The sequence below is a fragment of the Romboutsia sp. D33t1_170424_H2 genome (assembly GCF_015669105.1).
Lineage (GTDB): Bacteria > Bacillota > Clostridia > Peptostreptococcales > Peptostreptococcaceae > Romboutsia_C > Romboutsia_C hominis.
In genome coordinates this window covers 11,861-32,769 of the sequence record NZ_JADOZQ010000014.1, presented here as the reverse complement: position 1 = coordinate 32,769, position 20,909 = coordinate 11,861, and the positions used below count along the sequence as shown (strand labels likewise).

The window sequence follows — 20,909 nt, the reverse complement described above, 5'->3', positions numbered from 1 at the left end:
AAGGGGGAAACAAATGGGGAATGTATCAATTAGGGAATGTAATGATTATGGCTATGAAAGTGTAAAACATGCAATAAGTAAAAATTTAGAAGATTTAGGTGGGTTAGAAAAGTATATAAAACCAAATAGCAAAGTACTAATAAAGCCAAATTTGCTAATGAAAAAAAGTCCTAAAGAAGCAACAACTACTCATCCAATGGTAGTTAAAGTTGTGTGTGAAATGTTACTTAATTTAAATTGTAAAATAATAATAGGAGATAGCCCAGGTGGTCCGTATACAGTACCTTCATTAAAAAGTATATATAAGTCAACTGGTATGAAAGATATAGCGGATGAACTAGGTGTAGAACTAAATTATGATATAAGTGAAATTAAGGTAGAAAATAAAAATGCTAAAGCTTTAAAATACATGAATATTATAACTCCAATAACTAAAGTAGATCATATAATAAATATATGTAAATTAAAAACTCATGGAATGGCAACATTTACAGGTGGAGTTAAAAATTTATATGGCTCTATAGCAGGACTTCAAAAAGCAGAAATACATTATAGATTTCCAAATGAAGAAATATTTTGTGAAGATGTATTATTAGATATATGTTCTTATGTAAACCCAAGTTTGACTATTATGGATGGAATTGTAGGCATGGAAGGAGAAGGGCCTTCAGCTGGAACACCAAGAAAAATTGGCATAACATTAGCATCGCCTAGTCCTTATATGATAGATATAGTAGCATGTAAAGTTATAAATCTAGACATAAATAAAGTATCTACTATAAGAGGGAGTATAAAAAGAGAACATATAAAAAAAGACTTAAGTGATATATCTATAGTGGGTGATAACATAGAAAGATTTATAATAAAAGATTTTAAGATACCTAAAACTAGTAAAGATTTTAGGCTGTTATCATCAACTATGCCTAAATTTATACACGAGCCACTTACAAGGATGATAACTCCAAAGCCTTTTATATCACATAAAGATTGTATAAAATGTAAAAAATGTATAGAAGTATGTCCAGCTAAGGTTATTACTTTAAATGATAAGATAGAAATAGATTTAAATAAATGTATAAGATGTTTTTGTTGTCATGAATTATGTCCTAAAAAAGCTATAGATATAAAAAGAAGTATAATATTTAAATTAATAAAGTAGATTATATAAATATTCGTATAATAATTATTATTTAATATTTAATTTAAAATTTTTTACTATAATATATAAGTTTTATAGAAATATATATTTAAAAGTGAACTATAAATAATAATTTTAGTACAAAATTCGCAAAACTGTTTAAAATATACATAACTTAATGTATAATATAGTAAATTTAGTTATACATTAATCAGCTAAAGGGGAGATAAATATGATACTTATAAGAAATGGAAGACTAATAGACCCAAAAACAAAAAGAGATGAAGTAGTAGATATACTTATAAAAGATAATAAAATAGAAAAAATAGGGAATATAGATGAAAATGATGTTGATAGAATAATAGATGCTAAAGGATGTATAGTATCACCTGGGCTTATAGATGTACACGTTCATTTTAGAGATCCAGGATTTACTCATAAAGAAGATATATTAACAGGTTCAGCTTCAGCAGCTAAGGGAGGATTTACAACAGTTGTATGTATGGCAAATACTAATCCTATAGTTGATAATGAAGAAACTTTAGATTATATAAATGAAAAAGCTAAACTATCATCAATAAATGTATTACAAGCAAGTGCAATAACTAAAGGATTTAAAGGTAAAGAAATAGTTGATATGGATAAAATGATTAAAGCTGGTGCTGTAGGCTTTACTGATGATGGACTACCTATAATGGATAGTGATATTATACTTAAGGCTATGAACATGGCGAAGGAGAGAAACGTTCCTCTTAGTTTTCATGAAGAGGACCCATCACTTATAACTTGTGCTGGTATAAATAATGGTAAAATATCTAAACAAATGGGAATATTGGGTGCGCCAAATGTTGCTGAAGATGTTATGGTTAGTCGTGATTGTATGTTAGCTTTAAAAAGTGGGGCAAAAGTTAATATACAACATATAAGTTCTAAAAATTCAGTAGAAATGGTAAGATTTATAAAAAAGTTAGGTGCTAATGTATACGCAGAAGCAACACCACATCATTTTACACTAACTGAAGATGATGTATTAACTTATGGTACTAATGCTAAAATGAATCCACCACTTAGAACATTAGAAGATAAGATGGCAATAATTGAAGGTTTAAAGGACGATACAATTGAAATAATAGCAACAGATCATGCACCTCATACATATGAAGAGAAAAATGTAGAATTTACGAAAGCACCAAGTGGTATAATAGGTCTTGAAACTGCACTTTCTCTTGGTATAACTAGCTTAGTTAAAAACAATCATTTAGATATGATGAAGTTAATAGAGAAAATGACTATAAATCCAGCTAGATTATACAATCTAGAAAGTGGGAGCATAGAAGAAGGGAAAGTTGCTGATATAGTTATATTTTATGAAAACGAAGAGTTTGTAGTAGATAAATTTGTATCAAAATGTGAAAATACTCCATTTAAAGGACATAAATTATTTGGTAAAGTAAAATATACTATATGTGGCGGTAAGGTAGTATTTGAAGATAAAAAATAAAATTATAAAGGGCTATATTAAAATATAGCCCTTTATAATTTTATTAATAAATTTAGTAAATCTTAAATTTTAATATAACTTTAAATAAATCTCCATCTATATCAAGCTTAAGACTACCACCTTGAAGATCCACTAAATTGCTACAAATAGATAATCCTAATCCACTTCCAGAAGTATTTCTAGAAACATCACCACGGACAAATCGCTCTAATAGTTCATCGGAAGAAATATTTAATCTATGATTAGATATATTTTTCATAGTAATAAATATATAGTCATCTTTAACATTAATATCTATATATACACGAGTATTAGCTAAAGAATATTTAGTAATATTAGTTATAAGATTTTCAAAAACCCTAAACATTCTTTTACCATCTATATTGGTAAATACAGGATAATCAGGCGTATCTATTATAAAATCTAGCTTAGAAGACTCTATTTTATCTTCTAATTCAACGATACTTTGAATTAGAAGTTCCTTTATATCAGTTTTTTTTAGATTAATTTCTATATCACCACTACTTATTTTAGATGCTTCAAATATGTCCTCAACTAAATCTTTAAGTCTAGTAGCTTTTTTATCTAGGATATTTATATAATCTTTAGTAGTTTTAGAATCTAATTCGTTATTTTTAAGTATATCTATATAGCTAACTATAGAAGTAAGTGGTGTTTTTAAGTCATGACTTACATTAGTTATAAGCTCTGTTTTCATTTTTTCACTTTTTAGTTGCTCATTAAGAGACTTTTCAAGTCCTAAGCTTATATTATTTATACTGCTTGCAATAGATGATATTTCATCATTACCAATTACCTTTAATTTATGGCTTAAGTCACCATTTTCTATAGTTTTTATATTTTTAGATATATATTCAATATATTTTGTTTTTTTAGTTAATAATTTGTATATATAAGAGTAAGGTATAATACTAAATAGAGAAAATAGCATAGCATAAATCATTGCAAAAATAGAAAAATAGCTTATAACTGATAAAAATATAAACATAATTATAAACTGTATTATTATAGATATTACTAATATACTAGCTATTTTATTGTTTATCGTTTTTTTATTTTGTTTATCTAAAAAATCCTTAATCATAGAAAGTACTATTAATCTAGATAATAAATTATTAGATGATAATTTAAAACTTTTATAAGCTATATAAGTAGTTGTAAGGATTAAAAAATCACATACTATAAGTGAATTATCAAAAAAATCTGGTGCAGATGACCAAGTATGAAATCTTATAAAGAATATAAAACCTATTATAAATAAAAATACTTCAATAGAAACATTTGAAGTTAGATTTATAAAAGAGTCAAATATTTTTATATTAGATTTTTTAGTTATGTTATAAACTACAATACAACCTATAGATATAGCTAAAGAAACTATAGTAACTATCACTTCAATACTTAAAATACTCCGATTATCTAAATGTATTACATTTCCAAAGAATATATATCTTGCTATTGGAGAATATTCATATATGTTATGAAAGCTAAATGCTAGATTAAATAGTGATTCAAAACATATAGACATAGATAAAAATAAAATTAGTAAAGAAGCTACCTTTAATTTTGAGTCTTCTATATTAATAGATTTATTTAATGTCTTCAATTTTATATCCAATTCCCCACACCACCTTTAAATATTTTGGTTCTTTAGGATTTATCTCTATTTTTTCTCTTATCCTTCTAACATGAACAGCAACGGTTTTTTCACAGTTATAAGCTATATCATCCCAAGCATTTTCATATATTTCTGTAGATGAAAATACGATTCCCTTATTTAAAAGTAAAAATTCAAGTATCCTGTACTCAATAGGAGTTACTTTAATAACTTCTCCATCTAAGCTAACTACCTTAGTATCTTTATTTAAACTAAGACCACCACTTTTCAATACGTTAGAATCGTTAATATTCTTATTACTAGAGTTATTATTTAAGTTAATAAATCTTCTTAATTGAGATTTAATACGAGCAATGAGTTCTAGTGGATTAAATGGCTTTGTAACATAATCATCAGCCCCTATATTGAGACCTAAAATTTTATCAATATCTTGATTTTTAGCAGATAAAAGTATTATAGGAATATTATTATTTTCTCTTATTTTTAAAGTCGCTTTAAGACCATCAAGATTTGGCATCATCACATCCATAATAACTAAATCTACATTATTATCTATTAAAGTTTCAATAGCATCAATTCCATCATAAGCTTTTAATACATTAAAACCCTCAGGTTTTAAATAAAATTCTATCGCATCAACTATTTCTTTATCATCATCAACTATTAATATATTTTCATTCATTTTATCACTCCCTTAAAACAATTATATCATACAACTAAAAAACATATTTTAACAATAAATTATAGATTTATTAAGAATTTATAAACCAATGTATTAATTATTACAAAATTATTAAGAAATTTATACTATTAACACAAGCATAGTAAACATATAAATATCTATGATATACTATAATTAGAAAGCATAATGAGGGGGATGTTATGAAAAAAAGGGTTATATTAGGAGTAGTAGCAGGAGTATTAGCACTAACTAGCATAGGATTTGGGAAAAAGGAAAATATTGAGGTAAATGTACTTGGAACAACAGATTTACATGGGATAGTAAGTAAGGATTTAGAAAAATATGTAAATGAACAAAGAAAAAAGGATGAAAATTTGATATTAGTAGATAGTGGAGATTTTTTTGATATGCAAACTCCAGAAATGAACTCATGGTTTAAAAAAAATAGTGTAATAGTTGAAGAAAATGGGTTTCCTATTCTACGATTTAAAGATGGTGAAATAGAAGGAGTTGCTCCAATAGTAACTAATATGGGAAAATTAAAATATGATGCTGTGATTCTTGGAAATCATGAGTTTGTATCCAATAATAAAAGTCGTTTAGATACATTAATAAATGATTTTAAAGATAATAATATGGAAATATTATCTGCAAACACATATAAAAGTAATAATGAAAACTATACAAAGCCATACATAATAAAAAATATTAATACAAAATATGGAGACTTAAAAATAGGAATATTAGGACTAACCATAAAAGAAGTAGGAGAATCAAAAGAATGGGATGGAGAAAAATTGGTTCCTACTAAATCAAGAGAATTAAAAGATCAAGATGGATATGAGGGTAAATTATATATGAATGATTTAGTAGAAGATGCTAAAAAATGGGTACCTAAAATGAAAAAAGATGGGGCTGATATAATAATAAGTGTGGTTCATAGTGGGGAAGAACCTAAAAAGCCCAAAAATCCAGGAAATAAAATAAAAGAATTAGCAAGAGAAACTAGTGATATAGATGTTATATTTGCAGGGCATACTCATAAGACAATAGATGAAAATAAATACACTAACAAAGATGGTAAAGAAGTAATAGTAACTCAAGGTGGAAAACATTCAGAGGCAATAGCTCATTCTAAACTCCAATTAGAGAAAGTAAAAGATGGTTGGAAAGTAATAGAAAAAAGTAGTGAAGTTATATCTTTCAAATAAAAAATAATTTGGATTAATAAGGTTAAGTATTGATTATTTTAATAAACTTAATTTCATATAAAGTAAAAATATATTCAATTTATATAATAAGAAAAACTGTATTGTAATTAAAATATTAAAAGAAGTGAACTATTATAATAATTCACTTCTTTTAATATTTTTATATTTTCAATTTCTTATATTTGGTCTATAAAAAATCTTTTATACCAAACTAAGAAAGTATATATAGTATATATTTTACGAGCATTATTAGTTTTGCCATTAAAGTGGTCATCTAAAAGTTTCACTATTTCATTAGTATCAAAAAATTCATTAGCATAATCACTTGTAAAACTTTCCTTTATTGTATTATAATATCTTTCCTCTTTAAACCAATGTCTTATAGGTACAGGGAATCCTTTTTTCTCTCTTTTAGCCCAAGCATCAGGAAGCTTATTTTTAGCAGCTTCTCTTAAAGCAAGTTTTGTAGTACCATTATTAACTCTATATTTTGGAGGGATAGTTTCTCCTACTTTCATAACTTCAACATCTAAAAATGGAACTCTTAGTTCTAGAGAATGAGCCATACTCATTTTATCAGCTTTAAGTAATATATCTCCTGCTAACCATAATTTTAAGTCAAGATATTGTTTTTTAGTTAAGTCATCCATATGTGAAACTTTATCATATATAGGTTTAGTTATATCTTTTATAGAAGGAGCATTTTTATAGTTTGGCTTTAATATAGAATTAGCCTCTTTTTCTTCAAATATAAAAGCTTGTCCTATAAAGTAATCTTCAACTTTAGAACCACCTCTAATTATTGTTGTTCTACCTTTAAAATAAGGTAGTTTTTTTGCAGTAATTGCTAATGGTTTTCTTATGAAAGAAGGAAGTTTTTTATATTTTTTTAATCTATCATCATCATCATACCATTCATATCCTCCAAAAATTTCATCAGCACCTTCGCCAGATAATACAACAGTAACATGTTCTCTAGCAAGTTTTGATAAGAAGTATAGTGGTATGCATGATGGATTTGATTGAGGTTCATCCATATGATACAAAATAGTTGATAAGTTTTCAAAACATTCTTCTGAAGTTAGTAGCTTTTGTATATTTTTAATTTCTAACATGTCAGATAGATCTTTAGCTAGTCCAGACTCATTAAAATTGTCTTCTTCAAAACCAACAGAGAAAGTTTTAGCAGGCATTAAAGATGCAGTTATATAACTAGAATCAACACCACCAGATAAAAAACTACCAACAGGTACTTCACTGTTTTTATGAATATCAACAGATTCAGCTACAACATTTTCTATTCTTTTAATACTTTCATCAAGTGAAATTTCTTCATTTTTAAATTCTACATCAAAGTACTCTCTTATTTTCAATTCACCATTTTTATAAATCATATAATGTCCTGGCTTTAATTTATAAACTCCTTTAAAGAAAGTTTCATCAAGTACTGAGTATTGAAAAGTTAAATAAGGTTTTAGAGCCTCTTTATTGACTTCTTTTTTGAAATCCTTATAAGCTAAAAAACTTTTAATCTCTGAACCAAATAATAATTTATCATTATCGATTCTAGAGTAGTAAAAAGGTTTTATACCAAAAGGGTCCCTTGCAGCAAAAAGGGTTTTAGCTTTTTTATCCCATATAGAAAAAGCAAACATACCTCTTAGTTTTTTTACCATAAATTTTCCGAACTCTTCATATGCATGTATTAAAACTTCACTATCCGTTTGAGTTTTAAATATATGACCTTTTTCAATTAGTTCATCACGTAATTCTTTATAATTATAAATTTCACCATTAAATACTAATACTAAACTATTATCTTCATTATATAAAGGTTGCAACCCATTATCAACTCCGATTATACTAAGTCTTCTAAATCCAAGGGCTATATCTTCGTTAATAAAAGTTCCCATTTCATCAGGACCCCTGTGAACAATAGCTTCTAGCATATTATTTAATATATTTTCTTTATCTGAATTTTTATCAATAAATCCTACAAATCCGCACATAAACCTTACACCTCTAATTATTATCTATATTAAACTAATTTTTTATATCTTTTTAACATATATAAATTTTACAAAACTTATATAGCAATGGTGTGTCAATGATGTGTCAGTTTTGTGTCAAAATTTATCATTTAAGGTAAAAATAAGTTGTTAAAATATAGTAAGATATATATATACAAAAAATATAACCATAAATCCTATTCATGTTACAAAATTGTTTCATTCATGTAACATACATAATATATAAATAGTTTATAGTTAAATATATAATAGGTAGGTAGAATTATTTAAAAGAAAGAAGTGAAGTATCTATGGAAAAAATACTAATAGTTGAAGATGAAGAAAATATATCAGATTTACTGGCATATTCTTTGGGAAAAGAAGGATACAAAACAGAAGTAGCAGAAAATGGGAAAAAGGCTTTTGAGCTTATAGAAAGTTTTAATCCAGATTTAATAATGCTAGATTTAATGCTTCCAGATATAAGTGGATTAGATATATGTAAAAAAGTTACAACTACATATTCAACGCCTATTATAATGTTGACGGCAAAATCAGATACAATAGATAAAATACTAGGGATAGAATTAGGTGCTGATGATTATATAACAAAGCCCTTCAATGTAAGAGAGGTTATAGCAAGAGTAAAGTCTATATTTAGGAGAATAGATTTGCTATCAAAATCTATTAAAAGCGAAGAAGATAAAATAAAGCTACAAAATGGATTAGAAATAAATAAAAGTGAGATGAGAGTAAAAAATGATAAAGATGAAGCAATTCATTTAACTAGTAAAGAATATGAGTTACTACTTTATTTTATAAATAATAAAAATAAAGTATTGACGAGAAATCAGCTCTTAGAAAATATATGGGGGATAAACTTTGAATGTGAAACAAGAACAGTAGATACTCATGTTCAAAGGCTTAGAAAAAAATTAAAAGAATATAACTGTATTGAAACTGTAATAGGAACAGGATACAAACTAAATGATAAGAGTAGGTAAATATGAAAAAATCTATAACTAATAAAATAATGCTATTTTTCTTAGGAATAATATTTTTTGTAATATATTCCATAGTAACATATAGCAATTCAGTACTCAAAAATAACAATGAATTTATAATTGATAAAGAGATAAAAGAAAAATCTAAAAGCATTGACTTATACCTAAAAGAGTATTTTGAATTTAATAGACTAAACCTTAATAATATATCTTTTAGAGCGGCTTCTAGTAACATATCAAAGGATTTAAGCTACAGACTAGAAAGTATGGTATATATATATGATAGTGAAGGTAAGCTAGTATATCCAAGAACCAAAAATTCTCAAAAGTTAGAGAAAACGCAAGATTTAGATGAGGCTATAGATCAAAAGGTATCTTACACTATAAAGCATAGTAATTCTAAAACCAATGTATATTCATCATATCCAATACTACATGATGATAAGTTAATAGGAATTATAAGGTATAAAAGTGATTACACATATTTATATAATCAAAGTAAATCTTTTATAGAAAAGATAGCTTATTTTTCTATAGGCGTATTTTTTATAAGTATACTAATAGCATACATTATATCTAAAAAGATAACTAAGCCTATAATAACTTTAGCTAATAAAACTAAAGAGATAGCAAGTGGTAATTTTGATATAGATATAGATATTAATTCAGATGATGAATTAGGTCGTTTAAGCTTAGATTTTGAAACCATGGCAAAAAAAATAAAACATCAAATTAAGATAATAGAAAAAGATAGAGATGATTTAATTGAATTATCAAAAAAACAAAAGAGATTTTTTGATAATGTAACCCATGAACTTAAAACACCAATGACCACTATAATAGGATATAGTGAAGTTTTAAAGGATAATCAGTTTACAGATGAAAAATTTTTTAATAAAGGTATAGATAGAATTATATCAGAGGCTAATAGGTTAAATAGAATGATAGTTCAATTAATAGAAATATCTAGAAATTCTAAAAAAGATTTTGACTATGAACTTAAAAAAATAAATGTATCAAAAATCATAATAAGTATTTGTGAGGACATGATACACAAGTCTCAAAAATACAATATGAAAATAGATGTAGATGTTAAGGAAAATTTAAAAATAATTGGAAATGAAGATAAGATAAAGGAAATATTAATAAATCTATTAGATAATGCTATTAAATATGGAAAAATAAATACAACCATATATGTAAAAGCAGAGGTTAATGACGGATATATAAATATAAAAGTAGTTGATAGTGGTGAAGGAATTTGTGAGAGTGAACTAGAAAATATATTATCACCATTTTATAGAGTATCTAAAAGTGATACTAGAGAGATTGGTAGTACAGGTTTAGGTCTTGCTATTGTAAAATCTATAGTTGAAAGTTATAACGGCATTATTGAAATACAAAGCGAAGTAAACAAAGGAACCATGGTTTTAGTTAAATTGCCTGCAATAAGTTAAGGAGGAGACATGAAAAATTTTAATATCTTTAAAAAAGAGAGAAGTAATTTAATAGTTTTGTTTTGTATTGTAGGTATACTTTCTATGATAATATACTTTGGTATAAATAAAGATAAGGAATACACTAAAAATGTAAATTTAAGTTCTAGTAAATATATATATAATGAGAATAAATTAAAAAAAAAGGATGAACCTATAAAGCTTAACTCAGTAATATCTTTAAGTAGAAATGTATTATCCATGAAGATTTTAGATAATAATATATTACTATTTGAATCAGAAAAGGGCAAAACTGATATAGTATCTATAGATATTAAAAGCAAAGAAAAAAAATTAATAAATAGCAGTAGTGCTGGAAAAGTTATGTACTATGGTTATAGAAGTATATCTCCAAATGGAGAAGTACTTCTATGCATACAAGATTATAAAAATAAACCAGTAACTAGTATATTAAACTTAAAAGAAAATAGTTCTAAGATATTAGAAAGTAGGCCTATTACAATATTAAGCTGGGTTTTAGATAGTAGTGGATTTATATATACTATAGATAATAGCTTAATTTATTATGATATAATCAATGGAACTAAAAGAGAGATATATAAATTTAAAGATGATGAGTTTATACATAAAGTCGAATTTTCTAGTGATGGAACAAAGTTATATATGTTTATGGAAAAGCTATTGAAAAATAATCATACAAAAAGTATTTTGCTAGAATATGATTTAAAAATGAATAAGTCAACTATTAAAATAAATAGCAATAATATTATAGATATGGAAGTATTCAATAATGGAAGTATATTAACTTTAGAACATAGAGATGGAATAAATAGAATATATATAAATACTAAAAATAAATCTGAAGAACTAGATATAAAAAATGTAGAATCAATTTATTTAAATAACAATAGAAGTAAACTTGTGATAATAACTACAAATAACAATTATGAGATGGAAATAGGAATATATGATGTTAAAAATAGAAGTGAAAATACTAAATTAAGTAAGGTAGGAAATATAAGTGGAATAACAAGGATAGGTTCTATAAGTATAAATAATGAAAATCAACTTGCTTATTTAGTTAGGGATAAACTACAAGATTTAAGACTATATATTTATGATATATAAATAAAACTAAAAATAAATTATATAAAATTAAAAAAATATTATAGAAATAAGCTACATAGTTAACTAAAATTATATTATAAAGAAAGCTTAAGGGGAAGATAATATGAAATCCATAAAAATATGTATAGGAAGTGCTTGCCACTTAAAAGGATCATATGAAGTTATAGAGGCATTTAAAAAACTAATAAAGGAAAATAACTTAGAACAAGAGATAGAATTATGTGCATCTTTTTGTATAGGAAATTGTAAAGAAGCAGTATCAGTTATGAGATGGGACGGAGTAGTATTTTCTGTTGATAAAGAAAATGCAAAAGATATATTTGAGCGTGAGTTTAAGATATAAAATTAACTATCAGGGGGAATAGACTATGTGGTTTATGAGCTTTTCCAAAGCAAATTGTAAAAATTGCTATGCATGTATAAGAACTTGCTTTGTACATGCTATAAAAGTAAAAGAAGAACAAGCACATATTATAAAGGAGAGATGTATAATATGTGGCAAATGTTTTAAAGCTTGTCCACAAAATGCCAAGCTTATAAAATCAGAAGTATCTATGATAAAGCACTACAATAAAATGGGGAAAACTGTAGTTGCATCACTTGCACCAAGCTTTAGCGCAATATATGGCAAAAATAGCTTAAAAATTCCAACAGCACTAAAAAAGTTAGGATTTAATTATGTAAAAGAAGCTGTAGAGGTTACTGATTTAGTATTAGATGAATACATAAAATATGCAAATAAAGAAAATGATGATGTGTATATAACAAGCTTTTGCCCATCTATAAATAATCTAATCCAAAAACACTATCCTGAACTAACTAAAAATATAATACCTGTAACATCACCGTCAATACTACATGGAAGAATACTAAAAGAAAAATATCCAGATTCTAAAGTGGTTTTTATAGGACCATGCTTATCTAAAAAAACTGACGCACACGATGAAAAATCTATAAATTCTGTTATAACTTTTGAAGAATTAGATAAGTGGTTTAAAGAGGAGAATATAGATTTAGAAAGTCTAGAGGATGGAGAATTTAAATATATAGAAAAAGAAAAAAGAATGTTGCCTATAATAGGAAGCATAACAGATAAAATAAAAAGTCAAAAACCAAAAAGAACTATAATACAAGTGGATGGAGTTAGAGAGTGTATAGAGGTTTTAGATGAAATAAAAAAAGGAAAATTTAAAAATACTTTATTTGAAATGACTGCTTGTAGACATGGTTGTATTGGTGGATCTGGTATGCCTGAGGACAATAATAGTGTTTATGAAAAAAAAGAAAATATAAAAGAATTTTCAAAATACTTAGATGAAAATAATAGCCTAATAATTGAAAACGACACTTCAAAAAATAAAAACATAAATATATCAATTTATAAAGAATTCCCAGCAAAAGATTATAAATTAAAACAACCAAGTGAAAATGAACTTAAGGAAATATTAAAAGATATGGGAAAATACGATAAAAGTGATGAGCTAAACTGCGGTGGATGTGGATATCATTCTTGTAGGGAAAAAGCAATAGCAGTATATAATAATATGGCTGAAATAAATATGTGTTTACCATTTATGAGGGAAAAAGCAGAAAATCTAACTAGTACTATATTTGAGATGACACCAAATATGATAGCCGTAGTAAATAAAGAATTAGAAATAGCTAGATTAAATCCAGCGGCAGAACATTTTTTTAATATGTCTAGCAATAAAGCTAAGAATATTCCTATAGGAATGTTTCTAGAAGAAGAAAAATTTAAAAATGTAAAAACAAGTAAGAAAAATATATACAAAGAAAGGATAATACTAAAAGAAAGTAACTCAACTATAATTCAAAGTATAATATGGTTAGATAAAAATCAGGTATTGCTTTGGATAGGAGACGATATAACAGAGGATGAAAAACTAAAAAATAAAATAAAAAGTATGAAAATAGATGCTGTTAATATGGCTCAAGATGTTATAGACAAACAAATGATAGTAGCACAAGAAATAGCAAGTCTTCTTGGAGAAACAACGGCTCAAACTAAGGTTACACTAACAAATCTTAAACAACTTATAAAAGAAGAGGAGAATTTATAATGGATTTTTTTATAGATTTTGCTAGTAGTAGCTTAAATAAATATGGTGAAGAATTATGTGGCGATAAAGTTGAGTTTTATAATGATGAAGAGATGTTTATCGCAGTGCTATCAGATGGACTTGGAAGTGGAGTTAAAGCAAATATATTAGCAACTTTAACATCTAAAATAGCTATAACTATGCTAAAAGAAGGAGTTAAAATAGAAGAGGTTGTAGATACAATAGTAAAAACCTTACCAGTATGCTCAGAGCGTAATTTGGCATATTCAACTTTTACAATAGTTAAAATAGCAAAAGATAATATTGCCTATATTGCAGAGTTTGACAATCCTAGTATATTTTTTTTAAGTGATAGAGAAATCAAAAAAATAGAATGGAGTACTATTGATATAGGTGGACGCAAGGTAAAAGAAAGTCAGTTTAAAGTTCATGAAAAAGATACTTTAGTATTTGTCAGCGATGGAGTCATACATGCTGGAGTTGGAACTATCCTAAATTTAGGGTGGCAGTGGGAAAATGTAGATGAATACTTAAAGAAAAATATAAATAAATCTATGTCGGCTAAACAAGTAACTGATTTATTATTAGGCGCTTGCGATCAACTATATATGCAAAAGCCAGGGGATGACACAACGGTAGCTACTATAAAGGCCATAAGGCGTAAAAATGCAGTATTATTTTCAGGTCCTCCAATAGATAATGCTATAGATAGTAAAATAGTAGATACTATAATGAAGACTCATGGCAAAAAGATAGTATGTGGTGGTACTACTGCAAATATAGTAGCAAGAGAACTAGGTGTAGAACTAAAAACTAGTTTTGATATTTTTGATAAAAATATACCACCTATAGGTTATATAAAGGGGATTGACTTGGTAACAGAAGGTGTATTAACTATTAAGGAAACACTAAAAAAGCTTAAAAGAATAAAATATGAAACTAATTTAAACTTTTTATATAAAGAAGATGGTGCATCAAAATTAGCTAGAATGCTTTATGAGGATTGTACACATATAACTTTAATAGTTGGAAGGGCAATAAATCCAGCACACCAAAATCCTGATTTCCCAAATGAGCTAAGTATAAAGCTATATCTTATGAATGAACTTAAAAAAGAGCTAATAGCTTTAGGGAAAATAGTAGATATAAAATTTTACTAAAGGCACAGTTATGTGCCTTTAATTTATTATACAAGTATTTTAACATTTCATAATATAAGCGCATATAACATAAGTATTAGCCATTAAAAATTTTATAAAAATTTACGTACTTGAAATTAAAGTTTTATAGTAGTATAATTACTCCTTGATTATAAGAAAAGTAATTATAATTTTAATTAAAAAATGATTACTGATTAAAAATTTATATTGGTATAATAGCTTAAAAAATATGAAATGAGGGATGAATTTGGAAACAAATATTACTAAAAGATTAATGATTAATAAGTTAATTTTACTTATTATCATAATAGCATTTGTAAATATGTTCTCTTTTTTATTTGGAACGGAAAACACCCTAACAGGGGTAACAGTAATAACAGGTGCATTAATGTTTAAGGATATAGATTTAGGATACAATGTTAAAGAATCTGTATTTATAACTATAGGATTATTTACTTTTATAGGAATAGTTACATATTTAACTAGTCAAGTTGGAATATTACTTGGAATATTAATAAACCTTATATCAGTATTTATGGTAATCTATATAACATCAGAAAATTTACAAACAAAAGTATTTTTACCATTTATTTTACTTTATGTATTCTTAGATGGAACACCTATTGATGAAACACAAGCTATTATGAGGGTAGTAGCATCTTTTATAGGTGGAGTTATAATGGCTTTAACACTTTATATAAGTCATTATAAAAAACAAATATCAAAAAAATCTATAAAAGAAGATTTATGTAAAGAAAATATAGATTTTTCTAGTGAAAGGTTTAGATTTGCAGTAAAAATGGCAATAGGTATAAGTATAGCAATACTTATAGGGAGGGTTTTAAATACTCAAAAGGCTATGTGGATTACTATAGCAGTAATGTCACTAACTCAACCACAACATGAAGATTCAAAACAGCGTATGAAAGAAAGACTTATAAGTACAATATTAGGAGCTATAGCTTTTGTTATATTATTTAAAGTATTGGTGCCAGAAAAATACTTTACTTTTGTAACCCTTAGCTTAGGATATATATATACATTCATATACGAATATAAAATAAAGATGTTTTTCGTAGCTATAAATGCTTTAGTGGCATCTATGTTTATATTTAATACGCCAACATCTATAGTATTAAGAATTGGATTTTTAACTATAGGAATATGTGTTGTATATATTATAAGTAAAGGTGAAGAGGTTATATCTAAAATAAAAGACAAAGAGCAATCAGCTATATTTGAATAATATAATAAAAATAATATCAATACTATATACAGAAAAGTTTAATCTGAATATAGTATTTTTAATTGGAATGAAATTATAAATTCTCTATTTTATGAAAGATTTGAGTAACAAATACAATTGAATTGAGAAAGAAGGTATATAAATTACAATAATTTATATACCTTCTTTATATTTAAAATCTTTTAGTTCTATAAAATCTGTATAAAAAATCTTTTTCTAAGGTTTTACTTAGAGTTGCACTTTCTTGAAAATTAATAAACCTTATTTCTAAAGAAGACCTATTAGTAGGAATAACTTTATGAATTAATTTTAGATTAACTATGTAACTTTTATGTGATTTGAAAAAATTTGGAGGTATTCTTTTTTCTAAATCATCAAAGTTCTCATAAAATTTTATAATATCGTGGTCTTTAGTATATAAGTTTATAGCTCTAGAGTTCTTTTCAAACATAACTATATCATCAAAATTTAGCATATGTATTTGCTTTCTTATTTTATATACAAATAAGGTATCATCTATAAAATTTGTTTTAGCTAACTTATGAGAATTTATATGGTCAATAGCTATATTTACAGAATCAATTATTTTATCCCTAGTAAATGGCTTGACTATAAAATCAACAGGATGAACTTTAAAGCTTTCTAAGCTATAATCTGAAAAGCCAGTAACAAAAATTATATGAATATCTTTGTCAATAGAAGTTATTTCTTTAGCAGTTTCAATTCCATTTTTATAAGGCATATCAATATCAATTATAAGTAAATCTATTTTTTCAGATTTAATAAACTCTATAGCCTCAATTCCATTTTTAACTTTTTTTATATAATCTACATATCCAGATTCTTTTAATATATTTTCTATATCATCTCTTATAGCTTTATCATCATCACATATTAAAACTTTTATCATATAAATCTCCTAGTTAATTATATTTGGGTATTAGTATAGTAAATTCTGTTAAAAAATCATCACTATTTGCAAATATATAATACCCATATTTATCTAATATATTTTTTACTAAATAAAGACCATAACCTCTATCTGTACCATCTTTAGTAGAGTAGCCTTCTAAAAATATTGCATCAGTGTTATATATTTTAGGGCCGTTGTTTTTTATAGATATAACATATTGAAATTCATCTTCATAGACAAATAGTTTGATGTATTTATTATCTTTAGATATTGTAGATAATGAATCAATTGCATTATCTATTATATTAAGAAGTACAGAGCTCATTTCATTAGGCTCTATAATTAGATTGTCTATAAAATCTTGTATATAAACATCAAAAGTTATATTTTTCATAAGACATTCTTCATATTTTAATGAAGCTATAGCATCAAGGTAAGATACTTTACCATATCTTGAAGTTTTACTTCTAAAGTTATTAGATATATTTGTTATATATTCTTTAGCATCATTAGTAAGCCCAGTATTTAATAAAGAGTATACTACTTGAAGATGCTTTAGATAATCATGTTTTTGACTTCGAAGTTTTGCAATAATATTATCTTTATGCTCTATTTTATTATTTGAAGCATTTAGATTTTTTTCTTTAATAATATTATCATCTACTAACTTGATAAATTTATTTCCAATATATATACAAATAATTATTAAAACAAAAGATAATGAAGTTTTAATAATGCCCCTTAAAAAATAATCATTTATAACCTCAAACAATATGTGTTTATATAAAATATTAAATAATAAAAATGTTATAAATGATACAAAAAATGATAACAAAGACTTTTTATTTAAAGAAAGTTTCCTATAAAATTCATATCTATTAAATAAAAGGCTAGTACCTATAAACAAAAGAAGTATGTATACAGGTAAGATATAAATATTATTCATAATTCCCCCTAAGTTTTCGATTCTTTAATTAAATTATAACATTTATAAAAAAATATGTAAAAAGTGGAAATTTGCAAACAAAGGTTTTAAACTTGAATATAGATATATGAATTTGTACACAAAACCATTAAAAACTTGAAAAAATGCAGTTTGATACATTTTTTTAAAGAAGCTATAATCAAATTAATCAAAAGGAAGGAAGTGGTGAATATGAAAAATGATTTGGAGATAGTTTTTAAATATATAAAAAGCTACAAATCAAGGTCATTGGCTATAGTACTTAGTGTAGTACTTGCTAGTGCATTAATAGTAGGCGTTGGGACATTATCAAGAAGCGCACAACAAGCAGACTTGGATAGATTAAAAAGAGAAACTGGAAAGTATCATGCATATTTTAAAGATATAAACAAAGACCAACTTAAAACTGTTAAAAATGGAAGAGACATAAAAGATTTAGGCATAACATCTTATTATGCATCTAGTGATGTTGGTGAAAAACTACCTATAAATATACTTTATTCAGATAAAAATTATTTAAATAGTGATACTGAACTTTTAAAAGGAAGATTTCCAAAGGGAAATAATGAAGTAGTAGTAGAAGAGTGGATTTTAAATAGTATGGGGCTTGAGCCCAAACTAAATCAAGAAATAACTTTTAAATTATACAATAAAGAAAAACCTGAAACTTTTAAGGTAGTTGGAATACTTAAAGATAGGTATAAAGATAAAAGTGTTGGAAGATGTGAAATGTTTTTAGGTTTAGATGAAAATAAACTTAATAACTTTACAGCTCATGTAGAATTTAATGAAAATAGTGATATAAGTAAAAACATATCAAATATAATAAAAGAAGCTAAAATAGATAAAGAAAAACAAGCTGGGATAAACTCTATGCTTGTAGATTCTGCAAGAAATAATGGAAGATTAGATTCAGAAAGCAAAAATACATCTATAGTACTTAGTTTATTTGCAGGACTTGTAATATATAGTATATACACTACATCAATATATCAAAGAATAAGAGAGTATGGAGTATTAAGAGCAATAGGAGCTACTAATTTAAAAGTATTTTTACTTATGTTATATGAGCTTTTAATATTAAGTGTAGTATCAATTCCTATAGGCATAATACTTGGAATTGGTGGAGCACAATTATTTAATAAATTTGCAGGGAATATAGAGTTTGAAGGACCAGTAAAGGAAACACCATTTGTTATACCAACACAAGTTATTTTACTATCTATAGTATGCATACTTTTAGTAATGTTTGTTATAAGTATACTAACTTATATAAAAATAAGAAGAATATCACCAATTGAAGCTATAAGAAGAAATTTTAATAAAGATAAAATCAAAAGAAGTAATTTTATAATATCAAGACTAAGTAAGAATATATCACCTACTAAAAATATATCTTTAAAAAATATATTTAGAAATAAAAAAGCATTTATAATGATTATGTTTTCTATGAGTATAGGTGGGATAATGATTATAAAAACTGATTATAGCTTAACGGGAAGCAAGGAAAGAAATGAAAATAATTACAAAAAATTATATTGGCAAGGAGATTTTATGCTAAGTGTCAATGGAAGTATTGATGAAGAAAATGGTTTAAAAGATGAAGATGTAAAAGACATAAAAAATATAAATGGTATTGATAAAGTTCAAACTGCTAAAATATTAAATAGTAGAATGCCAATTAAAAGAGACGATATTTTAAATATGAAATTTTATGAAAGCCAATCTAAGGGTGGTTATGTTGGAAAAGTACTAAATGGACTTTTAATAGAAGATAAAGAAAACAATGGATACCTATTAAAACAAAAATTAAAAGGCTATAATGATGAAATGCTAGATGAATTAAATAATCACATAGTAAGTGGTGAGATAAATAAAGAAAAAATGAAAAAAGAAAATTTAGCAGTAGTATATATTCCACATGCTTATGAACCTTATAAAGATTACAAGGATTATTATGATGTAGGAGATAGTACTTATGGAAAACCAATAGTTGATATAAAAGTAGGGGATACTGTAAAAGTAAAATATCCAAAAGGTAAAATAGATACACAAAAATATTGGCAAGGTAAAGATAACTATGAATATGATGAATATGAATTTAAAGTAGGAGCAATAGTTGATTATCCTTATGCAGATGATAGTATGTATAGTGGAGAAAATGGAGTAGACGTTATAATTAGTGATAATCAATTTAAAAATATAACTAATTTAGATAATTATGATTTAGTATATGCAACAATAAAAGATGGAGCAGACCATGAATCTATAAATAAACAATTAGGTAAAATAGGTAGTAAAGTGCCAGGAACTACTACTATAGACATGATTAAAGATAAAGAAGATGATGCTAAGATGAATGAGAAATTCTTAATATATAACTATGGTATAGTTGCTGTTCTATTTGTAATAAGTATGTTTAATATAATAAACAACGTAAGTTATAACCTAACATCAAGAACTAGCGAATTTGGAATGTTAAGAGCAGTTGGAATAAGTGATAAAGATTTTAAAAACATGATAGTATACGAAGGAATACTTTATGGTTTATTCTCAAGTGCTATAGTAATAGTGTTAGGTATACTACTTCAAATCAGAATGTATAAAAGACTTGGATTTGAAATTATAGGCATAGAGTTTGCTATTGACTATAAACTTTATCTACTTATAATAGCAGTTAATATAGTAATAGGATTACTTGCTACATATTTACCAGCAAGAAAAATAAAAGAAACTAATATAGTAGATGCTATAAATATTATAGAATAGAGGGATT

The 20,909-nt window shown here is 25.5% G+C and carries 16 protein-coding genes; 11 read left to right on the top strand and 5 right to left on the bottom strand.

Features of this window, described 5'->3' with window-relative positions; genetic code table 11:
• Positions 1-13 precede the first annotated feature (13 nt).
• Together I4U66_RS12510 and I4U66_RS12505 are read left to right on the top strand one after the other, a co-directional pair.
• Positions 14-1,159, top strand: a complete 1,146-nt coding sequence (locus tag I4U66_RS12510) for a DUF362 domain-containing protein (protein WP_092926254.1) — start codon at positions 14-16, stop codon at positions 1,157-1,159.
• Between the two features lie 211 nt (positions 1,160-1,370).
• Positions 1,371-2,639, top strand: a complete 1,269-nt coding sequence (locus I4U66_RS12505) for a dihydroorotase (RefSeq protein ID WP_092926252.1) — start codon at positions 1,371-1,373, stop codon at positions 2,637-2,639.
• Positions 2,640-2,691: 52 nt separating this feature from the next.
• Here the strand turns inward: I4U66_RS12505 and I4U66_RS12500 are convergent, their stop codons facing one another.
• Both I4U66_RS12500 and I4U66_RS12495 read right to left on the bottom strand, forming a co-directional pair.
• Positions 2,692-4,278, bottom strand: coding sequence for a HAMP domain-containing sensor histidine kinase (locus I4U66_RS12500; protein ID WP_240275925.1), 1,587 nt, complete (start codon positions 4,276-4,278; stop codon positions 2,692-2,694).
• Positions 4,250-4,960 carry a response regulator transcription factor gene (locus I4U66_RS12495; protein WP_092926250.1) on the bottom strand — a complete coding sequence of 237 codons (711 nt, stop codon included), beginning with the start codon at positions 4,958-4,960 and terminating at the stop codon, positions 4,250-4,252. The genes I4U66_RS12500 and I4U66_RS12495 overlap by 29 nt, the downstream gene beginning before the upstream one ends.
• 200 nt (positions 4,961-5,160) lie before the next feature.
• Here I4U66_RS12495 and I4U66_RS12490 point away from each other — a divergent pair, with 200 nt between their 5' ends.
• Positions 5,161-6,171 (top strand): metallophosphoesterase, encoded by a 1,011-nt coding sequence (locus I4U66_RS12490; RefSeq protein ID WP_166505262.1) that lies wholly within the window; start codon positions 5,161-5,163, stop codon positions 6,169-6,171.
• 176 nt (positions 6,172-6,347) lie between these two features.
• Here I4U66_RS12490 and asnB read toward each other — a convergent pair whose 3' ends face one another.
• A complete protein-coding gene (gene asnB, locus I4U66_RS12485; RefSeq protein WP_195929063.1) occupies positions 6,348-8,180 on the bottom strand; it encodes an asparagine synthase (glutamine-hydrolyzing) in 1,833 nt (610 codons plus the stop codon).
• 311 nt (positions 8,181-8,491) lie between these two features.
• Between asnB and I4U66_RS12480 the strand changes: the two genes are divergently transcribed.
• The 7 genes from I4U66_RS12480 to I4U66_RS12450 all read left to right on the top strand — a co-directional run bounded on the left by I4U66_RS12480 (position 8,492) and on the right by I4U66_RS12450 (position 16,256).
• Entirely contained in the window at positions 8,492-9,184 is a 693-nt protein-coding gene (locus I4U66_RS12480; protein ID WP_092926244.1) for a response regulator transcription factor, read from the top strand.
• Positions 9,185-9,186: 2 nt separating this feature from the next.
• A complete protein-coding gene (locus tag I4U66_RS12475) occupies positions 9,187-10,641 on the top strand; it encodes a HAMP domain-containing sensor histidine kinase (protein WP_092926242.1) in 1,455 nt (484 codons plus the stop codon).
• A gap of 9 nt (positions 10,642-10,650) precedes the next feature.
• Entirely contained in the window at positions 10,651-11,769 is a 1,119-nt protein-coding gene (locus I4U66_RS12470; RefSeq protein WP_195929061.1) for a hypothetical protein, read from the top strand.
• A 103-nt stretch (positions 11,770-11,872) separates the two neighbouring features.
• Entirely contained in the window at positions 11,873-12,112 is a 240-nt protein-coding gene (locus I4U66_RS12465; RefSeq protein ID WP_166505265.1) for a (2Fe-2S) ferredoxin domain-containing protein, read from the top strand.
• A gap of 25 nt (positions 12,113-12,137) precedes the next feature.
• Positions 12,138-13,850, top strand: coding sequence for a [Fe-Fe] hydrogenase large subunit C-terminal domain-containing protein (locus I4U66_RS12460; RefSeq protein ID WP_195929059.1), 1,713 nt, complete (start codon positions 12,138-12,140; stop codon positions 13,848-13,850).
• On the top strand, positions 13,850-15,010 hold the full coding sequence (locus I4U66_RS12455; protein WP_092926234.1) for a SpoIIE family protein phosphatase: 1,161 nt from the start codon (positions 13,850-13,852) through the stop codon (positions 15,008-15,010). Before I4U66_RS12460 ends, I4U66_RS12455 begins: the two co-directional genes overlap by 1 nt.
• A 247-nt stretch (positions 15,011-15,257) precedes the next feature.
• Positions 15,258-16,256 (top strand): FUSC family protein, encoded by a 999-nt coding sequence (locus I4U66_RS12450; protein ID WP_176698688.1) that lies wholly within the window; start codon positions 15,258-15,260, stop codon positions 16,254-16,256.
• A 172-nt stretch (positions 16,257-16,428) separates the two neighbouring features.
• Here I4U66_RS12450 and I4U66_RS12445 read toward each other — a convergent pair whose 3' ends face one another.
• On the bottom strand, positions 16,429-17,166 hold the full coding sequence (locus tag I4U66_RS12445; protein ID WP_092926230.1) for a LytR/AlgR family response regulator transcription factor: 738 nt from the start codon (positions 17,164-17,166) through the stop codon (positions 16,429-16,431).
• Between the two features lie 13 nt (positions 17,167-17,179).
• The gene (locus I4U66_RS12440) at positions 17,180-18,115 is read right to left on the bottom strand and encodes a sensor histidine kinase (RefSeq protein ID WP_092926228.1); all 936 of its coding nucleotides are present in this window, start codon (positions 18,113-18,115) and stop codon (positions 17,180-17,182) included.
• 210 nt (positions 18,116-18,325) lie between these two features.
• On the opposite strand from I4U66_RS12440, the gene I4U66_RS12435 reads away from it, so the two are divergent.
• On the top strand, positions 18,326-20,902 hold the full coding sequence (locus I4U66_RS12435) for an ABC transporter permease (RefSeq protein ID WP_195929057.1): 2,577 nt from the start codon (positions 18,326-18,328) through the stop codon (positions 20,900-20,902).
• Positions 20,903-20,909: the final 7 nt, after the last annotated feature.